Below are 24253 nucleotides of genomic sequence, written 5' to 3'. Positions count from 1 at the left end.
TCCCTCTCTGTTGGTCTTCATTCAGTCCCCGGCCACCTCCGCGGCCTTCGGCGCATAGCTCGCGGGGTCGACCGAACCGGGCCGCCCCTCGACGAAAAGATCGGCCACGGCAGGCGCGGACCGCGCCACGACCCGGCCCCGGCGCATCACGACGAGGCGGGTGGCACGAAGGCGGATCGCCTCGACCGGATCGCTGGCCTGAAGGATCACGAGGTCGGCATGGCAGCCCGGCGCGAGCCCGTAACCCTCGAGCCCGATGGCGTTCGCGGCGTTCACCGTCACCGTGTCGAACACCTCACGCATGCCGGTGCGGGACGTCATCTGCGCGACGTGCAGGCCCATGGAGGCGACCTCGAGCATGTCGCCGGAGCCCAGCGGATACCACGGGTCCATGACGCAATCGTGGCCAAAGGCGACCGTGAGCCCCGCGGCCATCATCTCGGGCACCCGGGTCAGGCCCCGGCGTTTCGGATAGGTATCGTGGCGGCCCTGAAGGGTGATGTTGATCAGCGGGTTGGCGATGGCCGCGATCTCGGCCTCGGCCATCAGCGGCAGAAGCTTCGAGACGTAGTAATTGTCCATCGAATGCATCGAGGTCAGGTGCGACCCGGCCACCCTGCCCTGAAGCCCGTGGCGCAGGGTCTCCCGCGCCAGGGTCTCCACGTGGCGCGACATCGGATCGTCGCTCTCGTCGCAATGCAGGTCGACCCGCAGCCCGCGTTCGGCCGCGATCCGGCAGAGGGCGGCGACGCTCTCGGCCCCCTCGCCCATGGTGCGTTCGAAATGCGGGATGCCGCCGACCACGTCGAGCCCCATGTCGAGCGCGCGGTCCATGAGCTCCACCGCGCCGGGCGCGCGGAGATAGCCGTCCTGCGGGAAGGCCACCAGCTGGAGGTCGATGTAGGGCGCGACGGTCTCGCGGACCTCGATCATCGCCTCCGCCGTCCGGAGCGTGGGGTCCGAGACATCGACGTGCGAGCGGATCGACAGCAGCCCGCGCGTCACCGCGAGGTCGCAATAGCGCAGCGCCCGCTCGACCATCGCCTCGACGGTGAGCTGCGGCTTCAGCTCGCCCCAGAGGGCGATCCCCTCCAGCAGCGTGCCGGAGCGGTTCAGCCGCGGCATCCCGAGCGAGAGCGTGGCGTCCATGTGGAAATGCGAATCGACGAAGGGCGGCGTGACCAGCATCCCGCCCGCGTCGATCACCTCGCCCGCCTCGGCGTCGATGCCGGGCGCGACCTCGGCGATGCGTCCTGCGCGGATCGCGATGTCCATGCCCCGGCGCCCGTCCGGCAGCGTGGCGTTTCTGATTACGGTATCAAGCACATCTGTCCCCCGGCCTTGCGGCGACGTTTGCAGAGCCCGGCCGGGGACGCCACTGTCCCGCACACCCGCCCGCCGTTCCGCGTCGCTTTCTTGACCATTAGATCAAGATTTCAGCACTCAGGTCCAGCGTCGCGTGATGCCGCAGGGCGCGGGAGGGTCGCGATTGACCTTGCCCGCGCCCGCGCCAGTTCGGACCCCATGCAGGACGCGACCGAGATCGAGGCCGATCACACCCATTTCTATCCCGGCGCGACGGCACGCGTGCCGCCGGGTGCGGCACCGGGGGACGGCGCGCTGGTGGTGCATTTCGCGGACGGCTCGACCGCTTCGGGAACGCTGGCAGCCGAGACCCTGACGGTTGCGCCCTACCGGACCCGTGCCGGAACCCCGATCGCGGCCAGGCGCTGGCGAATCGAGAGGCGCGCGGACGGGCTGCGCATCGCCGCGCGTCTGCCTGCCTGACGCGCGACGGTTGAACCCCGTGGCAGGCGGCCGATATGACAGGAAGATGACATCCCTGTAACGGCCCCGCCATGACGCCCCCCGCCCCACCCGACCTGACAGCGCTCCGCGCGGCCATGCGATCCGCGGAGGAGGCGCGCATCCAGCGCATCGAGCTCGACGGGACGACCTATTGGGTGAAGCACCCCGAGACGCTGTCGATGCGGTGGCGCATCCAGAAGGGCGATCCGGCGCTGGCACTGGAACGCGAACGCAACGCCTATCACGCGCTGGCGGGGCGAGGCCTGCCGGTTGCCGATTGCGTCGACGAGGGGCCGGATTACCTGGTCGTGCGCGATGCCGGCACGCCGCTGTCGCAGGTGCTGGCGGGCGACGCGCCGCGCGAGGAACGCGACCGGGCGCTGAGCGCCGGGGCCGAGGCGCTGCACAGCCTGCATGACGCCGACGTGGCCCACGGGCGCCCCTCGCTCCGCGACATGATGTGGGACGGGACACGGATCGCCTTCATCGATTTCGAACGGTTCGGCGCCACGCGCGAGCTGCGCCGGGCCAAGGCGATGGACCTGCTGCTCTTCGCACATTCCTGCTTCGACGTGGCGGGCGGCCCGCGGCCCGAGATCGACCACGCCTTCGCGGCCTATCGCAGCCGCGACCGCGACGGCGTCTGGGGCGACGCGGCGCGGATGCTGAGGCGGTATCGCTGGCTCGACCCGCTCGTTTCGCGCCTGCCGAAGCTCAGGGACAGCCATGACGTAAAGGCAGGCCAGCTGGTCTTCCGGACCTTCCTGAGCCCCGATTCCGCCGCGCCTTAGGGCATGGTTCCCTTCCTTTGCAGGCTCCATGCGTCGTTCGGGCGGAAAAGCCGATGCGTCACCGTCGGGCGAAACCGGGCGGGACGGGGTTGACAGCTCGCAAGCCACGGCTTTTTCTGCCGAAACGATGTCAACCACCACCTCCGAACTGCTTTCACTGGTCCTCGGCAAGCGGGATTCGCTCATGCCGGAGGAACTCGATGCCCTTGCCGCGCTTCCGGTGCGGTCGGTGACCTTCATGCATGGCGAGACGATCATCGCGCAGGGGCCCACGCCCGACGAAAGCTGCCTGGTCGTCGGCGGCATGGCCCTGCGCTCGCAGGCCACGCACAAGCCCGAGCCCATCGTCTCGGCGCTGCACATTCCCGGCGATTTCGTCGATCTGCACGCCTTCGTGCTGGAGCAGCTGGACCACGCGGTGATCGCCCAGGGCGCCTGCAAGGTGCAGTTCGTCAAGCGCGAGCATCTGGTCGAGATCACCGATCGCTTCCCGCACCTGACGCGGCTTCTGTGGATGCTCTCGCTCGTCGACGCCAAGATCAGCCGCGCCTGGCTGACCGCCGCGGCCACCCTCCGCGCGAAGGAACGGATCGGCCACATGCTCTGCGAGCTGCACACCCGCTACGGGATGATCGGCTTCGTGAAGGACGACGGCTTCCCGATGGGGCTCGAACAGAAGGACCTCGCCCGGATCTTCGGCTTCTCGCGCACCCACGTGAACCGCTCGGTGCAGGAGCTGCGGGCGGCGGGGCTTCTGGAATGGGAACGCGGCCACGTCCACCTGCCCGACCCCGAGCGGCTGAAGAAGATGTCGCATTTCGACCCGGGCTACCTCGAAGTGGTGCGGGTCCGGCGCTGATCCGGCTCAGGCGCTGCCGCCGAGGCAGCGCGTCGCGATCACCGAGGTGTCGGTCATGTAATCCCGGCGGCGCGCGAAGCTCTCGGCCCATTCGGGTTTCCGGCTGCCCGGCGCGAGGTTGAAGTAGCGCGAGGCCGACCACGCCGCGAGATCGTCGTATTTCGCCACCAGCAGGTAGCGCGTCACCCCGTCCTGCGGCGGCGCGTGCCAGAGGCCGATCACCTTGCACTTGGTGTCGGTCTCGAACCCGTCCCAGACCGGGACGGTCGCCGCCTCGAAATCCGCCGCGCGATCCGAACGGACGTGGAACCAGCGGTTCGTGAACATGGCCGGACTGTCCTCGAGCAGGTCCAGGTTGCGTTCCGAGGCGGGCTCGACCGGCTGCCGGTCGACCGTGGCGACATCCGCCATCACGGCGATCTCGTCTCCGGCCTGTCCGAGCGCCTCTGACGCGCCGGAAACGATGGCGAAGATCGTGTTCACGCTGGCCCCGATCTGCGGCGCAAAGAGCCCGAGCGCCCGCGCCTGCCCGCCGGCGAGCCGCGCGCTGCGCAGCGCCTCGCCCACCCCGGCCGCCCGGTTGGGGGCCGTCCTGATCGTCAGATATTCCGTCATCCCGCACGGTCCTTCTCGCTGGCGCATCCTGTCGGCGCGTGACGCCGGTGCGGCCAGACTAGCGCGATCCCGCGCCGATACGCCCGACCGGCGCCCGAATTCACATCGCTGGCGCCGGACGTGCCGCGGCCGCACAGCTGCCCCGGCGTCGGCGGACCGCCGCTGCGTAATTCTTGCAATCGCACCCGCTTACCGCGCATCTTTCCGAAAATCCCGCATAGCGGGAAAACGGACATAGGGGAGGATATCCGTGCCATTCACCGGACGCGCCGACGCGCTTGCGCTTCAGAACGAAATGCCCTGGGCCGAGCGCGACCTGCCGGTCACGCTCAACCAGCTGCTCGAACGGACCGCAACGAAGTTCCCGTCGCACAACGCCGTCAGCTTCCAGCTCGAATCCGGGCCGACCGACAAGGCCGAGACGCTGACCTGGGGCGAGCTGCACGCCAAGACCTGCCAGGCCGCGAACCTCTTCCGGTCGCTCGGGATCGGCGAGACCGATGTGGTGGCGCTGGTGCTGCCGAACGCGACCGAGACGGTGCTGGCGACGCTGGGCGGCGCGATCGCGGGGATCGTGAACCCGATCAACCCGCTGCTCGAACCCGAACAGATCGGCGCCATCCTGCGCGAGACCAATGCCAAGGTCGTCGTCACGCTGAAGAACTTCCCGAAGACCGACGTGGCCCAGAAGACCGCCGAGGCGGTGCGCCACGCGCCGAACGTGAAGACGATTCTGACGGTGGACCTGAACCGCTATCTGACCCCGCCGAAAAGCTGGATCGTGCCCTTCATCCGGCCCAAGGTTCCCGGCAAGCACCACGCCGACGTCAAGGATTTCAACGCCGAGCTGGCGCGCCAGCCCGGGACGCTCGCCTTCGAGGACAGCAAGGGCGACCGGGTCGCCTGCTATTTCCACACCGGCGGCACGACGGGCATGCCGAAGGTGGCGCAGCACAAGTATTCGGGCATCATCTACAACGGCTGGGTGTGCCACACGCTGCTCTATACAGAGAACGACAACATCATCTGCCCGTTGCCGCTGTTCCACGTCTTTGCCTGCCACGTGATCCTGATGGCCTGCGTGACCTCGGGCGCGCACGTGGTCTTCCCGACGCCCGCGGGCTATCGCGGCGAGGGCGTGTTCGACAATTTCTGGAAGCTCTGCGAGCGGTGGAAGATCACCTTCATCATCACCGTGCCGACCGCCATCTCGGCGCTGATGCAGCGCCCCGTGGATGCCGATGTGTCGACGGTGCAGACCGCCTTCTCGGGCTCCGCACCGCTGCCGCGCGAGCTGTTCCACCGGTTCGAGAGCGCCGCCGGGATCGAGATCATCGAGGGCTACGGCCTGACCGAGGCGACCTGCCTCGTCTCCTGCAATCCCTCGGACGGCGAGAAGAAGATCGGCTCGGTCGGCGTCGCCTTCCCCTATACGGACGTGCGGATCTTCGACCACACCTCGAAGGAGCTGCGCGAATGCGGCACGGACGAGGTCGGCGAGATCTGCGTCTCGAACCCCGGCGTGCTGGATGGCGCGACCTATACCGAGGACGCGAAGAACCGTGACCTCTATCACCATGTGCCGGGCGAGAACCGGGCGTTCCTGCGGACGGGCGACCTGGGCCGGATCGACGCGGACGGGTATATCTTCATCACCGGCCGCGCGAAGGACCTGATCATCCGCGGGGGTCACAACATCGACCCCGCCGAGATCGAGGAGGCGATGCTGGCCCACCCCGCCGTCGCCTTCGCCGGAGCCATCGGCCAGCCCGACGCGCGCGCGGGCGAACTGCCTTGCGTCTACGTCGAGCTGGTGGCCGGCGCCAGCGTGACGGTGGACGAGCTTGAAACCCATGCGCAGCGCCACATCCACGAGCGGGCGGCGCATCCGAAGCACATCGAGATCATGGACGAGCTGCCGAAGACCGCCGTCGGCAAGGTGTTCAAGCCCGACCTGCGGAAGATGGCGATCGCCCGTGTCTACGACGCGGCGCTCGCCGAGGCCGGCGTGCCGACGCATGTGGTCGCGGTGGTGGACGACAAGCAACGCGGGCTGACCGCGCAGCTCGCCAAGACGGACGGCGCGGACGAGGCCGCGGTGGAGGCTCTGCTCGGGACCTACACGCGGCCCTGGGAATGGGCCAAGTGAGCGCCGACAGACCGTGACGACGATGCGCCCGGCCATGTGCCGGGCGTTTTCGTTCGGCGGGACACCCACCCGAGGGCGGTGGAGGGCGGACGGTTCGGGCCTCCCGGCCGTGCCGCGCCCGAGACCGGCCTGCATCTCGGCACGGGCGGGGCACCCTGTCCCTCGTCATGCCGAAGTGTCGGCGGCCGCGCCTGCGGCCCTCCGGCCGCAGGCGCGGTGACCCGGCGGCGAAGTGCCGCCACGTCCTTGTGACATCCCGCAGCTTTACCTTGCCGTAAGGTCGCGGAGGCGTTTCACTGGCCCCGACCCCCGAGCGCGGGGAATTGCAGGAAGGGAGGCCAGCAATGAAAGACGCCATCAGCCCCGACACCCTCGAGGAGAGCCGCGAAGCCGCCTACAGCACGCCGCTCGACCAGTTCACCGCCGCCCAGGCCGACCGCTTCGCGAACGACACCATGTGGCCCTGGTTCCAGCGCCTGCGCGAAGAGGCGCCCGTCCACTGGTCCGAGACCGGCGCCTACGAGCCACATTGGTCGATCACCCGCTACGAGGACATCCTCGCCATCGACACCGACCACCGCCGGTTTTCCTCGGCCGAGGGGATCGTGCTGCAGACGCCGGAAAGCCGGGCCCATTCCCTGGAACGCGGCACCGACGGCGCGGGCTTCATCACGATGGACAACCCGCAGCACAACCAGCAGCGCAAGCAGGTCTCCCCGGCCTTCACGCCGCCCAGCCTCGACAAGCTGAAGGGGCTGCTGCGGGAACGCGCGGGCAACCTGCTCGACTCGCTGCCCGTGGGCGAGACCTTCGACTGGGTGGACCTCGTCTCGAAGGAATACACGGCGATGACACTCGCCACGCTCTTCGATTTCCCCTTCGAGGACCGGCGCAAGCTGACCTACTGGTCCGACATCATCACCAACACGCCCGGCTTCGGGCCGGTGACTGACTGGGACCAGAAGTTCTACACCACGATGGAGTGTTTCACCGCCTTCGACGAGCTGCTGGCCGAGCGCAAGGCCAGGCCGCCTTCCTTCGACCTGATCTCGATGCTCGCCCATGGCGAGGGCACGCGCGACATGCCGAAGAAGGAGTTTCACGGCAACGTCGTGCTCCTGATCGTCGGTGGCAACGACACGACGCGGAACACGCTCTCGGGTTCGGTCTACGCGCTGAACAAGCACCCCGACCAGTACGACCGGCTGCGCGCCGATCCCTCGCTGATCCCGGCCATGGTCTCGGAAACGATCCGCTGGCAGACGCCGCTCGCCCACATGGCCCGGGTCGCGCTGGAGGATGTGGAGATGCACGGGCAGACCATCCGCAAGGGCGACCGCGTCGTGATGTGGTACGTCTCGGGCAACCGCGACGACACCAAGATCGACAGCCCGGACGATTACCAGATCGGCCGCGACATCAGGAAGGCGCACCTCTCCTTCGGCTTCGGCATCCACCGCTGCCTCGGCAACCGTGTGGCCGAGCTGCAGCTCACCATCCTCTGGGAGGAGATCCTGAAGCGCTTCCCCACCATCGAGGTGATGGAAGAGCCCACGCGGACCCATTCGGTCTTCGTGAAGGGCTACGAGACGCTGCCGGTCCGCATTCCCGAGCGGATCTGAGCCCTCAGGCCGGGGACCGCGGGGCGGGCTCCGGCATCTCGAAACAGGCGGCGAAGCGGGTCAGCACGGCCTCGTCGCCCTCGATCCGCAGACCCTGCGCCCGCGCCTCGGCGAGCGGCCGCTTCATGTAGAGCACGCCCAGAAGGATGTTCTGGTCGCCGGTGACCGTGACCTGCGGCGCCGCGGCGCGCACCGGCTCCACGTCGATCCGGCCGCGCGCCACCCGGACGGTGAAATCCTGCCACGACAGGTGAAGCCCCAGCACGCCTTCGAAATCGCCCGCCAGATCGCTGCGGAACATCGAGCCGAGGCTCATCATCGCGGCGCTGACCGAGAGCGGCCAGCCCCCTTCCAGCAGCGGAGAGCGCGCGGCCCAGCGTCCCATAGCCTCGAGGACCGGCCCGAGATCCCGCCCCCACGTGCTCAGATCATAGAGCCGCGCCTTCCGCGGCGGCGGCATCTCGCGCCGGACGACGAGCCCCGCGTCCTCAAGATCGGCCAGCCGCTGGGTCAGCACGTTGGAGGCGATCCCGGGCAGGTCGGCCTTCAGGTCGGTGAAGCGCTTGGGGCCGAACATGAGCTCCCGGATGACGAGAAGCGCCCAGCGTTCCCCGACGATGTCGAGCGATTGCGCGAAGGCGCAGCCATCCTCGTACCTGCGTTTGCCAGCCATTTGCCGCCCATTTGGTTGCTTATCAAAACTGTTCGGTTGCTTTTTACAACTTAAATCGCCACCATACAAGTATCCAACCTAGGAGATTCTCATGTCCACCGACTACAAGCAGATGATTTTCCTCAATATCCCCGTCTCCGATATCGCCCGCTCCCGCGCGTTCTACGCCGGGCTCGGCTTCACCTTCGACGAACGCTTCTGCGACGAGGGCGGCGCCTGCGTGGTGATCTCGGACACGATCACCCTGATGATCCTGACCCACGAGAAGTTCGCGGGCTTCTCCCCGCGCCCGGTCTCAAGCCCCGCCGAGAGCGCCCAGCACCTGATCTGCCTGAGCAGCGAGAGCCGGGCCGCCGTGGACGCATTGCTGGACAAGGCGCTGGCCTCTGGCGGCACCGACACCGGCAAGACGATTGAAATGGGCGATTACATGTACGGCCGCAGCTTCTCGGACCCCGACGGTCATGTGTTCGAGATCATGTGGATGGATGTCGACAGGGCGATGGCCGCCTGGGCCCCGGAAGCGGCTTCCGCATAGAGCCTGCCCGAACCGGCCTCCGCCCCTTCGCAGCCGGAACCGTCCACCGGAGGTTGTCCGGGACGCCGCTCGCGCCCCGGCGGAGGCCACGCAGGGCCCGGGCGCGGTGCCCGGACCCTGAGCCCGGCGCCACCATTGCCGAAGACGCCGCGACCGACTAAACCCCGCCCGCACCCCGGACGGAGCCCGCCCCATGCACTACGACGCGATCATCCTCGGCGCCGGCGGCGCGGGCCTGCTGGCCGCGGCGACCGCGGGCCAGGCCGGCGCGACGGTGCTCGTGCTCGATCACGCGGACAGGGCGGGCAAGAAGATCCTGATCTCGGGCGGCGGGCGGTGCAACTTCACCAATCTCGGGATCGAGCCGCAGTGCTACCTCTCCGAGAACCCGCATTTCGCCAAGTCCGCGCTCAGCCGCTATACCCAGTGGGATTTCCTCGCCCTGGTCGAGGCGCACGGGATCGCCTGGCACGAGAAGACCCTCGGTCAGCTTTTCTGCGATGGCTCGGCGAAGCAGATCGTGCGGATGCTGCTCGACGAATGCGCCAGGGGCGGCGTCGATATCCGGCTCTCCACGACATTGGGCGACATCCGCCATGCCGACGGCCTCTTCCACGTGGCGGGCCATTCGGCCCGGCAGCTCGTCATCGCGACCGGCGGCCCCTCGATCCCGAAGATGGGCGCCACGGGACGCGCCTATGACATCGCGCGGGATTTCGGCCTGGGCGTCGTGGCCCCGCGCCCGGCCCTCGTGCCCTTCACGCTGGGCGCCGAGGACAACCTCTTCACCGAGGTCACGGGCATTGCCACCCCCGCCACGGCCAGCGTGAACGGCGCGCGGTTCGACGAGGCCGTGCTCTTCACCCACAAGGGGCTTTCGGGGCCCGCGATCCTGCAGGTCTCGTCCTACTGGCGCCCCGGCGATCCGGTGTCGCTCGACATCCTGCCCGAGGCGGCGAGCCTCCTGCGCGACGCAAGGCGCCGGATGCCCCGCGCCCATCTCAAGGCCGCGCTGGCCGAGCACCTGCCCAACCGGCTGGCCGAGGCGCTCGCCCGGCGCATCGGTCTCGCGACGGAACTCGGCAACCTGTCCGACACCGCGCTCGACCGTGCCGCCGCGACCCTGACCGCCCTCACCTTCCACCCGACCGGCACCGAGGGCTATGCCAAGGCCGAGGTCACCGCGGGCGGCATCGACACCGCCGGCCTCTCCTCCAAGACGATGGAGGCGACGTCCTGCCCCGGCCTCTACGCGATCGGCGAGGCGGTCGACGTCACCGGCTGGCTCGGCGGCTACAATTTCCAGTGGGCATGGTCTTCGGGCGCGGCCTGCGGACAGGCCATCGCCGCCCGCAAGGGCTGAGAGGCGCCACGGGACGCTCCGCGCAGGCGGAGGCTTCGCCAGGGTGAAGGTCGGCGAGGCAAATCCCGGCCAGTGCCTGACATTCCGAAGCTGACATTGTCGGGGAGGATACTGGTGCCGCAGGGGAGGATTGAACTCCCGACCTCACCCTTACCAAGGGTGCGCTCTACCACTGAGCTACTGCGGCGATCAGGTGAGGGGCCTTTTACCGGATGCGCGCGGGAGTGCAAGGGCTTTGAAGTGGCGAAATCCGGGAAAATTTCCCGGCCTCTCCGTAACCTCGCGGCAGGGTCCCGAGGCGCGGCGGGCGGGGTGCCGAAATGGCCCGGACGGCGGGAAATCCGGCTTCCCCTGCCGACATGCTGGACGTTGCAGGGGGGGTGCCTTATTTCTCGGACATGAGCGACAAGGCGAAACCCGGACAATCGCGCGATGAACGGCTGAAACAGGCCCTCAAGGCAAACATCGCGCGGCGGAAGGCACAGGCGAAGGCCCGCGCCCGGGACGACGAGGCACACACCGACGGCGAGACCGAGGAGAGCAGCGATGGATAGAATCGTGGTGACTGGCAATGGCCAGCTGAACGGGCAGATCCCGATCGCGGGTGCCAAGAACGCCTGCCTGACCCTGATGCCGGCGACGCTGCTGAGCGAGGAGCCGTTGACCCTGACCAACGCGCCGCGGCTGTCGGACATCGCGACGATGTCGGCCCTGCTGCGCTCGCTCGGGACCGAGATCACCTCGATGCAGGGCGGCAAGGTGCTGGCGATGTCGAGCCACGGCATCGACAACCACAAGGCCGATTACGAGATCGTCCGCAAGATGCGCGCCTCGATCCTCGTGCTCGGCCCGATGCTGGCGCGCGAGGGGCACGCGGTCGTCTCGCTGCCCGGCGGCTGCGCCATCGGTGCGCGGCCCGTCGACCTGCACCTGCGCGCGATGGAAGCGCTCGGCGCCGAGATGGATTTGCGCGATGGCTATGTCCACGCGACCGCGAAGGGCGGGCTGAAGGGCGGGATCGTCGATTTCCCGATCGTCTCGGTCGGCGCGACCGAGAACGCGCTGCTGGCCGCCGTGCTGGCCAAGGGCACCTCCGTCATCAGGAACGCCGCGCGTGAGCCCGAGATCGTCGACCTCGTGCATTGCCTGCGCCGCATGGGCGCGCAGATCGAGGGCGAAGGCACGTCGGAGATCACCATCCAGGGCGTCGACCGGCTGGGCGGCGCGACCCATCCCGTGGTCGCCGACCGGATCGAGCTGGGCACCTACATGCTGGCCCCCGCGATCTGCGGCGGCGAGGTCGAACTGCTCGGCGGGCGCATGGACCTGGTCGGCGCCTTCTGCGAGAAGCTCGACGCGGCGGGGATCACCGTCCGCGAAAGCGAGAACGGCATCACGGTGTCGCGCCACAACGGCCGGGCCCAGGCGGTGGACGTGACCACCGAACCCTTCCCCGGCTTCCCGACCGACCTGCAGGCCCAGATGATGGCACTGCTCTGCACCGCCGAGGGGACCTCGGTGCTGGAGGAGAAGATTTTCGAGAACCGCTTCATGCACGCGCCCGAACTGCAACGCATGGGCGCCAGGATCGACGTGCACGGCGGCACCGCCCGGGTGACCGGCGTCGAGAAGCTGAAGGGCGCGCCGGTGATGGCGACGGACCTGCGCGCGAGCGTGTCGCTGATCCTCGCGGGGCTTGCCGCCGAGGGCGAGACCATCGTGAACCGGGTCTATCACCTTGACCGCGGCTACGAGCATGTCGAGGACAAGCTCTCGGCCGTCGGCGCCAAGATCGAGAGGATCCACGAGGCATGAGCCAGGACGCACGGTTCGAAGACGGGGCGGAACGGCCGCTGAACCTCGGCGCGCTGGACGAGAGCGACCTGACGGTCATCTCAGCCCTCGCGCAGGACGCGGTGTTTCCGGCCACCGAGATGCTCTGGCGGCCGACCGAGCGCCGCTTCGCGCTCCTGCTCAACCGCTTCCGCTGGGAGGACGAGGGCCGCGCGCGTCACGGCGCGGAGCGGGTGCAATCGGTGCTGGTGGTCGAGGGCGTGACCGCCGTCGCGAGCCAGGGGATCGACCCGAAGGACCGCGACACGATCCTGTCGCTGCTCGCGGTGACCTTCGTGCCGGATGCCGAGCCGCCGGGCGGCCATGTGCTGATGACGCTGGCCGGCGACGGCGCGATCCGCCTGAAGGTCGAGGCGCTCGACCTGCGGCTCCGCGACGTCACGAAGCCCTACCGCGCGCCCTCCGGACAGGCGCCCGAACACGACGAATAGACTGTCGGGCCGACGCCCGGCCCGCCGCGGCGGGGCGGGCGGTTGCCGGGACGGGTGAGATGCAGGCCGGGCGCGCGCCCGGCCCCGGCCTCCGGCACGACGGCAGGCCAGAATTGCCCGTGCCGGACGATCCTCCGATCCGGAGCCACATGCGGCACACCCCGTGCTGATGCCCGGCCGGAAGAGGCGGCAAGCGCCCCCTCGCCGGCCCCGCGTCCGGTTGACGCCTTGACCCTGCCGCCTGCACCCTTCTAGACACCCGGCAAATTACCCGAAGGACGTCCCATGGCCCGGCAACCGATCACCCAAGGCTCCGAGGACCGCGCCGCCTCCAAGCGCGTCGGCAATCTCGCCCGGCTCTGGCCGTTCGTCGCGCCCTACCGGATCATGCTCGCCCTCGCCGTGATCGCGCTCGTGCTGACCGCCTCGGTCTCGCTGGTGCTGCCGCTTGCCGTGCGGCGGGTGGTCGACAATTTCGGCGGCGGCGCGGGCGAGCTTCTGGACCAGTATTTCGCCGCCGCCATCCTGATCGCCGCCCTGCTCGCCGTCGGCACCGGCCTGCGCTACGCGCTCGTCACCCGGCTGGGCGAACGCGTCGTGGCCGACATCCGCAAGGCCGTCTTCGGCCGGATGATCGGCATGTCGCCCGCCTTCTACGACAACGTCATGACCGGCGAGGTCCTCTCGCGCATCACCACCGACACGACGCTGGTGCAATCCGTCATCGGCTCCTCGGTCTCGATCGCGCTGCGCAACACGCTGATCTTCGTGGGCGGTCTGGCCCTGATGCTCTTCACCTCGCCCAAGCTGGCGGGGCTCGTGCTGCTGATCGTGCCGGTCGTCATCGTGCCGATCTTCGTGCTGGGCCGGCGCCTCCGCGTCCTCTCGCGCGAGAACCAGGACTGGATCGCGGCCTCGTCCGGCAAGGCGTCCGAGGCGCTCCTGTCGGCCCAGACCGTGCAGGCCTATACCCACGAGGACCTCTCCCGCGCCGAGTTCGACGAGGTCACGGAAGAGAGCTTCCGCAAGGCCCGCACGCGGATCACCACCCGCGCCGTCATGACGATGATCGTGATCTTCCTGATCTTCACCGGCGTCGTCTGCGTGCTCTGGATCGGGGCCCGGGACGTGCGGACCGGCGTGATGTCCACCGGCGCACTGATCCAGTTCGTGATCTATGCCGTCATGGTCGCGGGCGCCGTCGGTGCGCTGAGCGAGGTCTGGGGAGAGCTGCAGCGCGCCGCGGGCGCCACCGAACGGCTGGTGGAGCTTCTCTCGGCCGAGGACGAGGTGAAGGACCCCGCCTCCCCCCTGCCCCTGCCCGCGCCCGCCCGGGGCGAGATCACCTTCGAGAAGGTGCGCTTCCATTATCCCGCGCGAAGCTCCGCCCCCGCGCTGGAGGGCATCGACCTGACCATCCGCGCGGGCGAGACGGTGGCGCTGGTCGGCCCCTCGGGCGCCGGGAAATCCACGATCATCCAGCTCATCCTGCGGTTCTACGATCCGCAGCAGGGCCGCGTGCTGATCGACGGCACCGACCTCGCGCGACTGAACCGGCAGGCGTTCCGCCGCCTCGTCGCGCTGGTGCCGCAGGATCCGGTGATCTTCGCCACCTCGGCGCGCGAGAACATCCGCTTCGGCTGGCCGGAAGCCAGCGACGAGGCCGTGGAGGCCGCCGCGCAGGCCGCCGCCGCGCACGAGTTCATCACCCGGCTTCCGATGGGCTACGACAGCCAGCTCGGCGAACGGGGCGTGATGCTGTCCGGCGGGCAGAAGCAGCGCATCGCCATCGCCCGCGCCATCCTGCGCGACGCGCCGGTCCTGCTGCTGGACGAGGCGACCTCGGCGCTGGACGCCGAGAGCGAGAGGCTGGTGCAGGAGGCGGTGGAGCGCGTGGCCGAGGCCCGCACCACGATCATCGTCGCGCACCGCCTTGCCACGGTGAAGAAGGCCGACCGGATCATCGTGATGGACCAGGGCCGGATCGTCGGCCAGGGCACGCATGACGAACTGGTCACGCAGGACGGGCTCTATGCCCGCCTCGCCCGGCTCCAGTTCACCGACGGCATCGCCGCGGAGTGAGCGCCGCTCAGGCCGTCCGGGCCATCGCCCGGTCGATGACCTTCTGGCGGCGCTCCAGCGCCCAGTCGGGCCATTGCACGGACCGGCGGTAATATTGCTCCATCACCGGCACCCGCCCGTCGAGCGCGACCCAGGGCTGCCGGCTCTCGGTGAAGATGTGGATGTCCGGCGGATAGGCGCCCGGCACGGCCATCGTCCCGGACCGCACGAAGGCGAAATCCTCGCCCATGCCGGGGTAATGGCTCCAGAGCGCGACGTGACAGGTCGGACAGCGGTGGACGATCTGCCCCAGACCGCTTTCGGACGGCGTGTGCACGGCCACGGTGCGCCCCTCGACCTCGAAGCAGGCCATCTCGATCAGCGCGTTCACGGCGAAGGCGCTGCCGGTCTCGCGCTGGCACCAGGTGCAATGGCAGCAATGGACGAACAGCGGCTTGTCCGTCAGCCTGTAGGTCACCTCTCCGCAGGTGCATCGTCCGTCCATCCGCTCCTCCCGTGCGCCGGTCCTGCGCGCCCCGCCATGTCGGGACGTGCAGCTTCCGGCATATAACCCGAACAGGGTATGGCCGAAGGGATTTCCGACGCGCGGGCGGCAGGCTCCGCGCCTGCGTGACAAAAAACGCCCGCCACTCAGCGATGGCGGGCGTTCTCGCATGCGGTCTCCCGCATGGGATGCGGGACCGGGTTACTTGCGGGTGATCCGGCCGTCCGTATAGGGCGTGTAGGGCCCCTGCGCGGCGAGGTATTCGGCGGTCACGTCGGCCAGGTCGGGGCCGTAATCATAGGCATTCTCGCCCGCCACGAACATCGCGTAGCCGTCGCCGCCGTTCCGCACGTAGTTGTTCGTCACCACGCCATAGGTCTTCTCGGGCTCGATCGGCGCGCCGTCGACCATGACGTCGCTGATCCGGGACCCCGGCTCGGCCGCCGGATCGAAGGTGAAGCTCAGCCCCGCGACCTGCGGGAAGCGGCCCGCCACGTCCTCGAGCTGGGAGACCCCGTTCTCGAGCGCCTCGACGATCACCGAACCCTTGGTCTGGAAGGTCGAGAGCGTGTTCTGGAACGGCAGCACCGTCAGGACCTCGCCCATGGTCACCTCGCCGCTGTCGATGGAGGCGCGCAGCCCGCCGCCGTTCGCGATCGCCACGTCGATGCCCTGGTCCTTCACGCGGGCCAGCATCGCGTCCGCCACGAGGTTGCCCATCTGGCATTCCCCGGTGCGGCAGGCGTTCTTGTCGCCGTCGATCGCCTCGGTCGTCTCGGCCACGACCTTGTTGCGGATCTCGTCCAGCGGCTTGGCGGCCTCGGCGATGCGGTCGACCGTGGTCTGATCCTCGGTCACCGCGGCGTCCATGATGATCGGCGCGCCGGAGGCTTCCTTGATGTTGCCCTCGTCGTCGAAGAGCACGTTCAGCTCGCCCAGGAACTTGCCGTAGGCATAGGCCGACACGATCGCCGTGTCGCCCACCATCGTCGGGTACGGGCCTTCGGCGCCGTCCATGTCGCCCAGCAGGGTGTTGGTGTGGCCACCGACGATGACATCCACGCCGGTGGTGTTCTCGGCCACCCGCTTGTCGACGTTGTAGTCCGAGTGGCTGAGCACGACGATCTTGTTCACGCCCTCCTCGGTCATCCGGTCGACTTCGTGCTGCACCGCCCCGGCGGGATCGGTGAAGATCACGTTCGGCCCGGGGCTTGCCAGCTCGTCGGTGTCCTGCGGGGTCAGGCCGATCAGGCCGACCTTCTCGCCGTTGACGTCGATCACGACCGACTTCTTCAGCACGTCGGCCAGCAGCGGCTCGCCCGAGACATCGGCATTCGACATCAGGATCGGGAAGTCGAGCGCGTCCATGAAGCCGCGCAGGACCTCGGGGCCGTCGTCGAATTCGTGGTTGCCGACGGTCATGCCGTCATAGCCGAGCTTGTTCATCATCTCGGCGGCGAGCTTGCCCTTGTAATAGGTGTAGAACAGCGTGCCCTGGAACTGGTCGCCGCCGTCCACGAGGATCGAGTTCTCGGCCCGCTCGCGGGCCTCCTTGATCGCGGTGACAAGGCGTGCGGACCCGCCGAAGCATTCCCCGGCCGTGTTGTCCTCGGCCGAGCAGCCGCTGTCGTACTTGCTGATCGGCTCGAACCGCGCGTGGAAATCGTTCGTGTGCAGGATGGTCAGCGGGAAATCGGCCAGTGCGGTCCCGGCGGAAAGCGCCAGTGCCGCGGTGCCCGCAAGCAGACGGAATGTCATGGGAATATCCTCGTGTCAGGGGTCCGGATGAGGAAATGCTGCCCCTTTACGTGGCGCCTGTCAAAGGACATTCCCAAGACAGGCGCTTGACCATCGGTCAATCGCTCGGGCAAGTGATCGCATGCTGATCTACAAGATTTTCCGCGCCCCCGAATGGGCCCTCCTGCAATCCGACGGCGAGACCGACGGCGCCCCCGTCGACGTCGCGGACGGCTATGTGCATTTCTCGACCGCCGCGCAGGCGGCCGAGACCGCCGCGAAGCATTTCGCGAGTGAGGACGACCTCTGGCTGCTCGCGCTCGACGCAGACACGCTTGCCCCCGACCTGAAGTGGGAGCCGTCCCGCGGCGGCGCGCTCTTCCCGCATCTCTACCGCAGGCTGCGGCGCTCGGACGTGCTCTGGGCGCGCCCGCTGCCGCTGGAAAACGGCGCGCATGTCTTCCCGGAGGACATGGCGTGAACCTTCTCGAGCGGATCGGCCTGACGGCGCTGCACCGGATCGACCCCGAGACCGGCCACGGGCTCGCGCTCAAGGCGCTCTGCAAGGGGCTGGTCCCCCTGCCCGGCCAGATCACCTCGCCGCGCCTGCGGACCGAGCTTGCGGGCCTGCACCTGCCGAACCCCGTGGGCCTTGCCGCCGGCTTCGACAAGAACGCCGAGGCGCTGGCGCCGCTCGCCCGGGCCGGTTTCGGCTTTATCGAGGTCGGCGCCATCACGCCGAAGCCCCAGCCCGGCAACCCGAAGCCGCGGCTCTTCCGGCTGACCGAGGACCGAGGCGTCATCAACCGTTTCGGCTTCAACAACGACGGCATGGAGGCCGCGCGGGACCGCCTCGCCCGCCGGCCCCGCGATGCGGTGATCGGGCTGAACCTCGGGGCGAACAAGGACAGCGCGGACCGGATGGGCGATTTCGCGCGGGTCCTGCAATGCTGCGGCACCTACCTCGATTTCGCGACCGTCAACGTCTCGTCGCCCAACACCGAGAGGCTGCGCGACCTGCAGGGCAAGGTCGCGCTGATGCAGCTCCTGCTCGGGGTGATGGCGGCGCGCGACGAATTGCGGCGGCCGCTGCCGGTCTTCCTGAAGATCGCGCCCGACCTCTCGGAGGCCGAGCTGGCCGACGTGGCCGAGGTCGCCGCCGTGACCGGGGTCGATGCGATCATCGCGACGAACACCACCCTGCGCCGCGACGGGCTGAAGACGAAGGGCGCGACCGGGATGCAGGGCGGGCTCTCGGGTGCGCCGCTCTTCGAAATGTCGACCCGCGTCCTGGCGCGGCTCTCGGCCCTGACCGAGGGCAAGGTGCCGCTCATCGGCGTGGGCGGCGTCTCCTCGGCCGAGGAGGCTTACGCCAAGATCTGCGCGGGCGCCTCGGCGGTGCAGCTCTATTCCGCGCTGGTCTACCACGGCATGTCGCTGGTGCCCGGGATCGTCCGCGGGCTCGACCGTCTGCTGGAACGCGACGGTTTCGAGACGGTGGCCCAGGCGGTCGGCTGCCAGCGGGAGGAATGGCTGTGACGGTGACGATCTGGCACAACCCGCGGTGCTCCAAGTCGCGGCAGACGCTGGCGCTGCTGCGCGAGAACGGGGTGGAGCCCGAGCTGCGCCTCTACCTCGAGGACGCCCCCTCGCCGGCAGAGCTGGACGCGGCGCTCGAGGCGCTCGGCCTGCCGCCCTCCGGGCTGGTCCGCAAGGGCGAGGCCGAGTTCAAGGCGCTCGGGCTCAAGGGCGCGCCGGAAGAGGCGGTCCTCGCCGCGATGGCCGCCAATCCCCGGCTGATCGAACGCCCGGTGGTCTTCAAGGGCGGCCGCGCGGTGCTGGGCCGTCCGCCGGAAGCGGTGCTCGAGCTTCTCTGAGCGGGGGACGGGCTGAAGCGCGGCCTGCACGTCACGAAAAAACCGCGCCCCGGGGGGCGCGGTTGAAAGCTGTCGGAGAGGCCGTCGTTCAGGCCGCGGCGCGCGAAACCAGCACGTCGTCCACCTGCTTCGCGGCGGTCACCTCGTCGCCACCCGAGACGGCGGCCACTTCGCGGGTCAGACGCTCCAGCGCCGCTTCGTAGAGCTGGCGTTCGGAGTAGCTCTGCTCACGCTGGTCGTCGCTGCGGTGCAGGTCGCGCACCACTTCGGCGATCGCGATCAGGTCGCCCGAGTTGATCTTCTGTTCGTATTCCTGCGCCCGGCGCGACCACATGGCGCGCTTCACCTTCGCCTTGCCCTTGAGCGTGGTCATCGCCTTGGACACCACGTCGGGGCTCGAGAGCGAACGCATCCCGACCTCTGTCGCCTTGTTCGTCGGCACGCGCAGGGTCATCTTGTCCTTCTCGAAGGAGATCACGAACAGCTCCAGCTGGAGGCCGGCGATCTCCTGTTTCTCGATCGAGACGATCTGACCCACGCCATGCGCGGGATAGACAACGTAGTCGTTCGGACGGAATTCGTTCTTCTTCATGTTGGTCACAGTCCTTCCTCGTGTCTGGTCCACCCGGGCGGGCATCGGCGACGCAAAACCCGACGTCGAAGCCCCTTGGGGCCACCACGCCGAATGGTGTGCATATCAGGATGTCCGTCTTGCGGTCAGCAGCATCCGCGAACGGGGGGAGCAGGCAGCATTTGTCATTTGCGGATTACACCATACCACGAATCGCGGCTTGGCGGAAGGGCATCCACCCTTACCGCCCCGAATTCGCTTGGTAATCGCCGCGTCGTGACCCGATTTGATCGAGTCCGTCGGCGGAAACTCGCCCGTTACGTGGTCCGCGCGCTCAGCCGCCCTCTCCGGGTGCCTCGCTGAAGTATTTTTCGAGCTTGCCTTCCTCGCCATCGCGCTCATCGGCCCCGGGCAGAGGGTCCTTGCGCGTGATGATGACGGGCCACATCTCGGAATACTTGCGGTTGAATTCGACCCACTTCTCCATGTCCGGCTCGGTGTCCGGACGGATGGCGTCGGCGGGGCATTCCGGCTCGCAGACGCCACAGTCGATGCATTCGTCAGGATGGATCACCAGCATGTTCTCGCCTTCGTAGAAGCAGTCCACCGGACAGACTTCGACGCAGTCGGTGTATTTGCAGGCGATGCAGTTGTCGTTGACGATGTAGGTCATGTTGCCGTGGCCCCGGGAGGTGGGTAGTCACCGGCTAGCTAACCCGCGTGCCCGGATCATTCAAGCGCCCGGCGGCGATCAAGATCGAGTTTCCTGCGGTCACGCTTCGTGGGGCGCGCATTTCCCTCGATCCGCTCGATCGGTGCGACATTGTCCTGCGGGGTCCCGGGCGCCGCCGGTTCCAGATCGTCGTAGAGCCCCTGCGCCTCGGGGGCAGGTCCGCGCCGGGTGCCGGGGGCCAGGATGCGGACCACCCGGATCCGGTTGGCCTGCGGGAAGGTCAGCACGTCGCCCGGCCCGACCGCGTGCGAGGCCTTGGCGATCTTCGCCCCGTTGACGCGCACATGCCCGCCGGACGCAAGCGCCGCGGCAAGGCTCCGGCTCTTCACGAACCGGGCCTGCCACAGCCATTTGTCCACACGGATTTTCTCTTTCGCCCGGCCCTCTTGCGGATCGGAGCTCATCTGCGGTCAGCCCCCCGGCTCAGCCCTTGTCCTTCAGCCCCATGAGGGCGGCGGCGAAGGGGTTGTCGGGGTCGATCCGGTCGCGCGACGGCTTGGGGCCGGAGGAGAAGTTCTTCGGCCCCTGCTCGCGCTTCGGACCCTTGCCGCGGTCGCGGCCCTGGCCCTTCGGCCCGCCCTTGCCCTGCGGACGGCCCTTGCCGGAGGGCTTGCCGCCCTGCGCCTGCTTGCCGCGCTGGTTCTGCGGACGTCCGCCGCCCTGACGCTGGCGCGACCAGGTGAAGGTGTAGAAGACCTCGGTCTCGGGCGCTTCGGCGGAGGCATCCGCGGCCTCGGCCGCCTCGCCCGCGGCCTCGGTCACCGGCACTTCCTCGGCCGGTGCGCGGGACTCGGGCGCCTCCGTCACCGGCTCTGCCGGGGCGGCATCCGGCGGGGTCGCGTCGGCGGGGGCGGCGTCGGGCGTCGCCTCGACCTCGCTCGCGCCGGTCTCGCCCGCGGGCGTGTCACCGGATTCGTCGGGCGTGCCCCCGGTCTCGGTGGTCCCGGCGTCCGGCGTGGCCTCGACCTCGCTCGCGCCCGGCTCCTCGGCGGCACCCGCGTCGGGCTCCCCGGCCGTTTCGGTGGCGTCAGGCCCGGCCTTCACCTTCTCGCGTTCGCCCTTCTCGGCCTTGTAGCCCAGCCCCTGCATCAGGTCGGCGAACTGGTCCAGCGTCATGCCGGTGATCGAGAGCATGTCGGCCTTCGCCTCGAACCCGCCGCGGCTGTCCTCGTTCCGCAGCATGTCCGCCAGGCGTTCCAGCATGTCGATCCGGATCGCACGGGTCCCGGCGGCGCGGTAGCCCGCCATGGTGTGATAGCCCTCGGGCGCGCCGTCATGCACCGGGACGGTGACCAGCCCCGGCGGCGGCGCCTCGGGGAATTCGTCGAGCCCGTTGGCCAGCGACCAGAGCACCAGCCGCAGCCGGGTCGGCGCGGGCTTCAGCAGGAGCGGCATGAAGACGGTGAACTGGCCGAACCGGACGCCGTGCTTGCGCAGCGCGCCGCGGGCGTCCTGGTCGAGCGATTTCACGTCCTCGGCCACCTTCTGGCGCGGGATGATGCCCAGACCTTCGACCATCTGGAAGGCAAAGCCGCGGGCCATGCCCGTCAGCGCCTCGTCCCGGCTCATCGCGATCATCGGCTCGAACAGCGCGGCGATCTTGCGGTCGATGAAATGCTGAAGCCGGCGCTGCACCTTCTGGGCCACGTCGGGCCCGGCGCTCTCGTCCACGAAGGCGACGACCTGCGGCCGCAGGGGATCATCGCCCGCAGCCAGCTTGCCGACCGCGTCCGCGCCCCACATGAGCCCGCCCTGTTCGGTGAAATCGATCTCGGTGTCCGGCGCATTGTAGAACCGGTCCGCCCGCAGGTGGAAATGCGGCGCGAGCGCCTGCGCAGAGGCCTGGGCGACGGCCTTGGCCTCCTGCCCCTCCGCGCTCTTGTCCTGCCGGAACCGGAACCCTTCCAAACGGCCGACGAATTCGCCTTCGACCGTCACTTCGCCCTTGTCGTTCACTTCGGCCACCAAGGCCTCCTTCTGCTTCAACCGGCGCAGGAGCAAGCTCGTCCGCCGGTCGACAAATCTCTGAGTCAGGCGCGCGTGGAGCGCGTCCGACAAGCGGTCTTCTACCGCGCGGGTCTCTCCGCGCCAATGGGATTCGTCCGAAACCCAGCCTGCGCGCTGCGCGACGTAGGTCCATGTCCTAATATAGGCCAAACGTTTCGAAAGCGCATCAATGTCGCCGTCCACACGGTCGATCCGCTGGATCTGGCGCGCGATCCAGTCGTCGGGGATGCGCCCGTTCTCGTGCAGGTAGCCGAAGATCCGCTCCAGCAGAGAGGCGTGTTCGGCGTGGCTGATGCCGCGGAAATCGGGCACGCGGCAGACGTCCCACAGCAGCTTGACCCCGGTGGCCGTGCCCGCCCGCGCCCGCACCTCGGCGCTTTCGGCCATGTGCTTGAGCGCCATGAGATCGTCGGCATCGCGCGCCTTCACCAGGATTGGGTCGTCCGGCCCCTCCTCGAGCGACCGGATCAGCCCGTCGACCGTGCCGAAGTTGAGCGCGGAATTCCGCCACTGGAGCTTCCTGAGCGGCGTGAACCGGTGGTCCATGATCGCCTCGGCCACCTCGGGTTCGAGCGGCGAGGCCTCTCCGGTGACGCCGAAGGTGCCGTCGGTCATCCCCCGCCCGGCGCGGCCGGCGATCTGGGCCAGCTCGTTCGGCGCGAGGTGGCGCATCCGGCGGCCGTCGAACTTCGTCAGTGACGAGAAGGCGACATGGTTGATGTCGAGGTTCAGCCCCATCCCGATCGCATCGGTCGCGACAAGGAAGTCGACATCGCCGTTCTGGTAGAGCTCGACCTGCGCGTTGCGTGTCCGCGGGCTGAGCGCGCCCATGACGACCGCCGCACCGCCCTTCTGGCGACGGATCAGCTCGGCGATGGCATAGACATTCTCGACCGAGAAGCCGACGATGGCGCTGCGGGCGGGCATCCGGCTTATCTTTTTCGAACCGGAATAGGTCAACTGCGACATCCGCTCGCGGCGCATGAACTGCGCCTTGGGCACCAGCGCCGCGATCGTCGGCCGCATCGTGTCCGATCCGAGGAACAGTGTCTCGTTCAGCCCCCGCGCGCGCAGCAGCCGGTCGGTGAAGACATGCCCCCGCTCGGGATCGGCGCAGAGCTGGATCTCGTCGATGGCGAGGAAATCCGCCCCCATCCCCTCGGGCATCGCCTCGACGGTGCAGACCCAGTACTGGGTGCGCGGCGGCACGATCCGCTCCTCGCCCGTGACCAGCGCCACGACGGAGGGGCCGCGCAGGGCGACGATGCGGTCATAGACCTCGCGCGCAAGCAGCCGCAGGGGCAGCCCGATGATGCCGGTGCGATAGCCCAGCATCCGTTCGATGGCGTAGGTGGTCTTGCCGGTATTGGTGGGGCCGAGGACCGCAGTGATCCCGCCCCGTTCGGCCAGCGATGTCATCCGGGCCTCAGATCTCGGTGCCGTTCACGCGGGCCTTGAGGCGTTCGACCCCTTCCAGCGCATCCTGATGGTGGGGATGCAACGAAAGCACCCGGGTGTAAAGCGCGTAGGCGTCCGTGTCGCGGCCGAGGCTCTCCATGACCACGCCCAGCCCGTAGATCGCGGCGAAATGGCGGGGGTTCAGCGCCAGCGTCACCTCGAGGTCGTGGAGCGCGAGGCCGAATTCCTCTTCCTGGTAGAAGGCCATGGCACGGGCGTGCCAGCCCTCCGCGAAATCGGGCGCATGGTCGGTCAGGGCCGAGAGATGACCGATGGCAAGCTCGAGCTCGCCCGCCTCGAGCGCGTCCTTGCCGCGCTTGAGCAGCAGGTCCATCGCCGGAGAGCCCGATTTCTCCCAGTCCATGCGGATCTCGCGTTCGAGCCGCGCCGCGTCTTCGGGCGACGCCACCTGCAACTGGTCTGTCAGCGATGGCTCCTCGCTGCCCGGGGCCGTGCCTTGGGCATGGACCGTACCGGCCAGACAGGCCATGGTGAGGAATGCCGCAACGGCACTTTTGATAAACTGCATAGACGCGCCCATAACGATTTCAGTGTAGCGTGCCGCGAGGCTCATGTAAGCCCTCACGCGGCGATTTCGAG

The 24253-nt window shown here is 68.7% G+C and carries 24 protein-coding genes and 1 tRNA gene; 14 read left to right on the top strand and 11 right to left on the bottom strand.

Annotation, left to right across the window (positions count from 1 at the left end; all coding sequences use genetic code 11):
• Positions 1-21: 21 nt before the first annotated feature.
• The gene (locus tag Q344_RS0102450) at positions 22-1326 is read right to left on the bottom strand and encodes an amidohydrolase family protein (protein WP_028285257.1); all 1305 of its coding nucleotides are present in this window, start codon (positions 1324-1326) and stop codon (positions 22-24) included.
• A gap of 198 nt (positions 1327-1524) precedes the next feature.
• On the opposite strand from Q344_RS0102450, the gene Q344_RS0102445 reads away from it, so the two are divergent.
• The 3 genes from Q344_RS0102445 (at position 1525) to Q344_RS0102435 (ending at position 3459) form a co-directional block, all read left to right on the top strand.
• Complete coding sequence (locus tag Q344_RS0102445; RefSeq protein ID WP_028285256.1) at positions 1525-1788, top strand: hypothetical protein; 264 nt, start codon at positions 1525-1527, stop codon at positions 1786-1788.
• A 71-nt stretch (positions 1789-1859) separates the two neighbouring features.
• Positions 1860-2600: a BUD32 family EKC/KEOPS complex subunit gene (locus Q344_RS22940; RefSeq protein ID WP_051630211.1), complete on the top strand. Its 741-nt coding sequence runs from the start codon at positions 1860-1862 to the stop codon at positions 2598-2600.
• A gap of 127 nt (positions 2601-2727) precedes the next feature.
• Positions 2728-3459, top strand: a complete 732-nt coding sequence (locus Q344_RS0102435) for a Crp/Fnr family transcriptional regulator (protein WP_051630209.1) — start codon at positions 2728-2730, stop codon at positions 3457-3459.
• Positions 3460-3465: 6 nt separating this feature from the next.
• Here the strand turns inward: Q344_RS0102435 and Q344_RS0102430 are convergent, their stop codons facing one another.
• Positions 3466-4074: a hypothetical protein gene (locus tag Q344_RS0102430; RefSeq protein WP_028285254.1), complete on the bottom strand. Its 609-nt coding sequence runs from the start codon at positions 4072-4074 to the stop codon at positions 3466-3468.
• Positions 4075-4324: 250 nt separating this feature from the next.
• On the opposite strand from Q344_RS0102430, the gene Q344_RS0102425 reads away from it, so the two are divergent.
• Together Q344_RS0102425 and Q344_RS0102420 are read left to right on the top strand one after the other, a co-directional pair.
• On the top strand, positions 4325-6223 hold the full coding sequence (locus Q344_RS0102425) for an acyl-CoA synthetase (RefSeq protein ID WP_028285253.1): 1899 nt from the start codon (positions 4325-4327) through the stop codon (positions 6221-6223).
• Positions 6224-6567: 344 nt separating this feature from the next.
• The gene (locus Q344_RS0102420) at positions 6568-7845 is read left to right on the top strand and encodes a cytochrome P450 (RefSeq protein ID WP_028285252.1); all 1278 of its coding nucleotides are present in this window, start codon (positions 6568-6570) and stop codon (positions 7843-7845) included.
• Positions 7846-7849: 4 nt separating this feature from the next.
• Here the strand turns inward: Q344_RS0102420 and Q344_RS0102415 are convergent, their stop codons facing one another.
• Positions 7850-8518: a winged helix-turn-helix transcriptional regulator gene (locus tag Q344_RS0102415; protein WP_028285251.1), complete on the bottom strand. Its 669-nt coding sequence runs from the start codon at positions 8516-8518 to the stop codon at positions 7850-7852.
• Between the two features lie 91 nt (positions 8519-8609).
• On the opposite strand from Q344_RS0102415, the gene Q344_RS0102410 reads away from it, so the two are divergent.
• Both Q344_RS0102410 and Q344_RS0102405 read left to right on the top strand, forming a co-directional pair.
• Positions 8610-9056, top strand: a complete 447-nt coding sequence (locus Q344_RS0102410) for a VOC family protein (RefSeq protein WP_036538213.1) — start codon at positions 8610-8612, stop codon at positions 9054-9056.
• Between the two features lie 193 nt (positions 9057-9249).
• A complete protein-coding gene (locus Q344_RS0102405; protein WP_028285249.1) occupies positions 9250-10419 on the top strand; it encodes a BaiN/RdsA family NAD(P)/FAD-dependent oxidoreductase in 1170 nt (389 codons plus the stop codon).
• A 112-nt stretch (positions 10420-10531) separates the two neighbouring features.
• On the opposite strand, the gene Q344_RS0102400 is transcribed toward Q344_RS0102405, so the two are convergent.
• Positions 10532-10606, bottom strand: a tRNA-Thr gene (locus Q344_RS0102400).
• Between the two features lie 172 nt (positions 10607-10778).
• Between Q344_RS0102400 and Q344_RS26295 the strand changes: the two genes are divergently transcribed.
• The 4 genes from Q344_RS26295 (at position 10779) to Q344_RS0102380 (ending at position 14786) form a co-directional block, all read left to right on the top strand.
• Positions 10779-10973: a hypothetical protein gene (locus Q344_RS26295; protein WP_036538212.1), complete on the top strand. Its 195-nt coding sequence runs from the start codon at positions 10779-10781 to the stop codon at positions 10971-10973.
• Positions 10966-12234 (top strand): UDP-N-acetylglucosamine 1-carboxyvinyltransferase, encoded by a 1269-nt coding sequence (gene murA, locus Q344_RS0102390; protein ID WP_028285248.1) that lies wholly within the window; start codon positions 10966-10968, stop codon positions 12232-12234. The genes Q344_RS26295 and murA overlap by 8 nt, the downstream gene beginning before the upstream one ends.
• On the top strand, positions 12231-12704 hold the full coding sequence (locus Q344_RS0102385) for a DUF2948 family protein (protein WP_028285247.1): 474 nt from the start codon (positions 12231-12233) through the stop codon (positions 12702-12704). Before murA ends, Q344_RS0102385 begins: the two co-directional genes overlap by 4 nt.
• 285 nt (positions 12705-12989) lie before the next feature.
• Positions 12990-14786, top strand: coding sequence for an ABC transporter transmembrane domain-containing protein (locus Q344_RS0102380; RefSeq protein ID WP_028285246.1), 1797 nt, complete (start codon positions 12990-12992; stop codon positions 14784-14786).
• 7 nt (positions 14787-14793) lie between these two features.
• Here Q344_RS0102380 and Q344_RS0102375 read toward each other — a convergent pair whose 3' ends face one another.
• Entirely contained in the window at positions 14794-15270 is a 477-nt protein-coding gene (locus Q344_RS0102375; protein WP_028285245.1) for a GFA family protein, read from the bottom strand.
• A 201-nt stretch (positions 15271-15471) separates the two neighbouring features.
• Positions 15472-17028 carry a bifunctional metallophosphatase/5'-nucleotidase gene (locus Q344_RS0102370; protein WP_028285244.1) on the bottom strand — a complete coding sequence of 519 codons (1557 nt, stop codon included), beginning with the start codon at positions 17026-17028 and terminating at the stop codon, positions 15472-15474.
• Positions 17029-17149: 121 nt separating this feature from the next.
• On the opposite strand from Q344_RS0102370, the gene Q344_RS0102365 reads away from it, so the two are divergent.
• Genes Q344_RS0102365 through arsC form a run of 3 tightly spaced genes read left to right on the top strand, consistent with a single transcriptional unit; the run spans position 17150 to position 18884 of the window.
• A complete protein-coding gene (locus Q344_RS0102365; protein WP_028285243.1) occupies positions 17150-17488 on the top strand; it encodes a DUF952 domain-containing protein in 339 nt (112 codons plus the stop codon).
• Positions 17485-18546, top strand: a complete 1062-nt coding sequence (locus Q344_RS0102360) for a quinone-dependent dihydroorotate dehydrogenase (protein WP_028285242.1) — start codon at positions 17485-17487, stop codon at positions 18544-18546. Before Q344_RS0102365 ends, Q344_RS0102360 begins: the two co-directional genes overlap by 4 nt.
• Positions 18537-18884, top strand: a complete 348-nt coding sequence (gene arsC, locus Q344_RS0102355; RefSeq protein ID WP_036538209.1) for an arsenate reductase (glutaredoxin) — start codon at positions 18537-18539, stop codon at positions 18882-18884. The genes Q344_RS0102360 and arsC overlap by 10 nt, the downstream gene beginning before the upstream one ends.
• 88 nt (positions 18885-18972) lie before the next feature.
• Here arsC and Q344_RS0102350 read toward each other — a convergent pair whose 3' ends face one another.
• The 5 genes from Q344_RS0102350 to Q344_RS0102330 form a co-directional block, all read right to left on the bottom strand.
• Positions 18973-19485, bottom strand: coding sequence for a CarD family transcriptional regulator (locus tag Q344_RS0102350; protein ID WP_028285240.1), 513 nt, complete (start codon positions 19483-19485; stop codon positions 18973-18975).
• Positions 19486-19789: 304 nt separating this feature from the next.
• Entirely contained in the window at positions 19790-20128 is a 339-nt protein-coding gene (fdxA, locus tag Q344_RS0102345; protein WP_028285239.1) for a ferredoxin FdxA, read from the bottom strand.
• Between the two features lie 56 nt (positions 20129-20184).
• Positions 20185-20592, bottom strand: a complete 408-nt coding sequence (locus tag Q344_RS0102340; RefSeq protein ID WP_051630207.1) for an RNA-binding S4 domain-containing protein — start codon at positions 20590-20592, stop codon at positions 20185-20187.
• 19 nt (positions 20593-20611) lie between these two features.
• Positions 20612-23614: a helicase-related protein gene (locus Q344_RS0102335; RefSeq protein ID WP_028285237.1), complete on the bottom strand. Its 3003-nt coding sequence runs from the start codon at positions 23612-23614 to the stop codon at positions 20612-20614.
• Between the two features lie 7 nt (positions 23615-23621).
• A complete protein-coding gene (locus Q344_RS0102330) occupies positions 23622-24182 on the bottom strand; it encodes a tetratricopeptide repeat protein (RefSeq protein WP_229669121.1) in 561 nt (186 codons plus the stop codon).
• Between the last annotated feature and the right edge of the window lie 71 nt (positions 24183-24253).

The sequence above is a fragment of the Pseudooceanicola nanhaiensis DSM 18065 genome (genome assembly GCF_000688295.1).
Lineage (GTDB): Bacteria > Pseudomonadota > Alphaproteobacteria > Rhodobacterales > Rhodobacteraceae > Pseudooceanicola > Pseudooceanicola nanhaiensis.
Note: the sequence above shows the minus strand (reverse complement) of the source record. Positions and strands in the feature narration are given on the sequence as shown.

What these genes read in the sequence shown, in the direction of transcription:
- Q344_RS0102445 (WP_028285256.1), top strand. Translation starts at nt 1,525, where the DNA reads ATGCAGGACGCGACCGAGATCGAGGCCGATCACACCCATTTCTATCCC.
- Q344_RS22940 (WP_051630211.1), top strand. Translation starts at nt 1,860, where the DNA reads ATGACGCCCCCCGCCCCACCCGACCTGACAGCGCTCCGCGCGGCCATG.
- Q344_RS0102435 (WP_051630209.1), top strand. Translation starts at nt 2,728, where the DNA reads ATGTCAACCACCACCTCCGAACTGCTTTCACTGGTCCTCGGCAAGCGG.
- Q344_RS0102430 (WP_028285254.1), bottom strand. Translation starts at nt 4,074, where the DNA reads ATGACGGAATATCTGACGATCAGGACGGCCCCCAACCGGGCGGCCGGG.
- Q344_RS0102420 (WP_028285252.1), top strand. Translation starts at nt 6,568, where the DNA reads ATGAAAGACGCCATCAGCCCCGACACCCTCGAGGAGAGCCGCGAAGCC.
- Q344_RS0102415 (WP_028285251.1), bottom strand. Translation starts at nt 8,518, where the DNA reads ATGGCTGGCAAACGCAGGTACGAGGATGGCTGCGCCTTCGCGCAATCG.
- Q344_RS0102410 (WP_036538213.1), top strand. Translation starts at nt 8,610, where the DNA reads ATGTCCACCGACTACAAGCAGATGATTTTCCTCAATATCCCCGTCTCC.
- Q344_RS0102405 (WP_028285249.1), top strand. Translation starts at nt 9,250, where the DNA reads ATGCACTACGACGCGATCATCCTCGGCGCCGGCGGCGCGGGCCTGCTG.
- Q344_RS26295 (WP_036538212.1), top strand. Translation starts at nt 10,779, where the DNA reads ATGCTGGACGTTGCAGGGGGGGTGCCTTATTTCTCGGACATGAGCGAC.
- murA (WP_028285248.1), top strand. Translation starts at nt 10,966, where the DNA reads ATGGATAGAATCGTGGTGACTGGCAATGGCCAGCTGAACGGGCAGATC.
- Q344_RS0102385 (WP_028285247.1), top strand. Translation starts at nt 12,231, where the DNA reads ATGAGCCAGGACGCACGGTTCGAAGACGGGGCGGAACGGCCGCTGAAC.
- Q344_RS0102380 (WP_028285246.1), top strand. Translation starts at nt 12,990, where the DNA reads ATGGCCCGGCAACCGATCACCCAAGGCTCCGAGGACCGCGCCGCCTCC.
- Q344_RS0102375 (WP_028285245.1), bottom strand. Translation starts at nt 15,270, where the DNA reads ATGGACGGACGATGCACCTGCGGAGAGGTGACCTACAGGCTGACGGAC.
- Q344_RS0102370 (WP_028285244.1), bottom strand. Translation starts at nt 17,028, where the DNA reads ATGACATTCCGTCTGCTTGCGGGCACCGCGGCACTGGCGCTTTCCGCC.
- Q344_RS0102365 (WP_028285243.1), top strand. Translation starts at nt 17,150, where the DNA reads ATGCTGATCTACAAGATTTTCCGCGCCCCCGAATGGGCCCTCCTGCAA.
- arsC (WP_036538209.1), top strand. Translation starts at nt 18,537, where the DNA reads ATGGCTGTGACGGTGACGATCTGGCACAACCCGCGGTGCTCCAAGTCG.
- fdxA (WP_028285239.1), bottom strand. Translation starts at nt 20,128, where the DNA reads ATGACCTACATCGTCAACGACAACTGCATCGCCTGCAAATACACCGAC.
- Q344_RS0102340 (WP_051630207.1), bottom strand. Translation starts at nt 20,592, where the DNA reads ATGAGCTCCGATCCGCAAGAGGGCCGGGCGAAAGAGAAAATCCGTGTG.
- Q344_RS0102335 (WP_028285237.1), bottom strand. Translation starts at nt 23,614, where the DNA reads ATGACATCGCTGGCCGAACGGGGCGGGATCACTGCGGTCCTCGGCCCC.
- Q344_RS0102330 (WP_229669121.1), bottom strand. Translation starts at nt 24,182, where the DNA reads ATGCAGTTTATCAAAAGTGCCGTTGCGGCATTCCTCACCATGGCCTGT.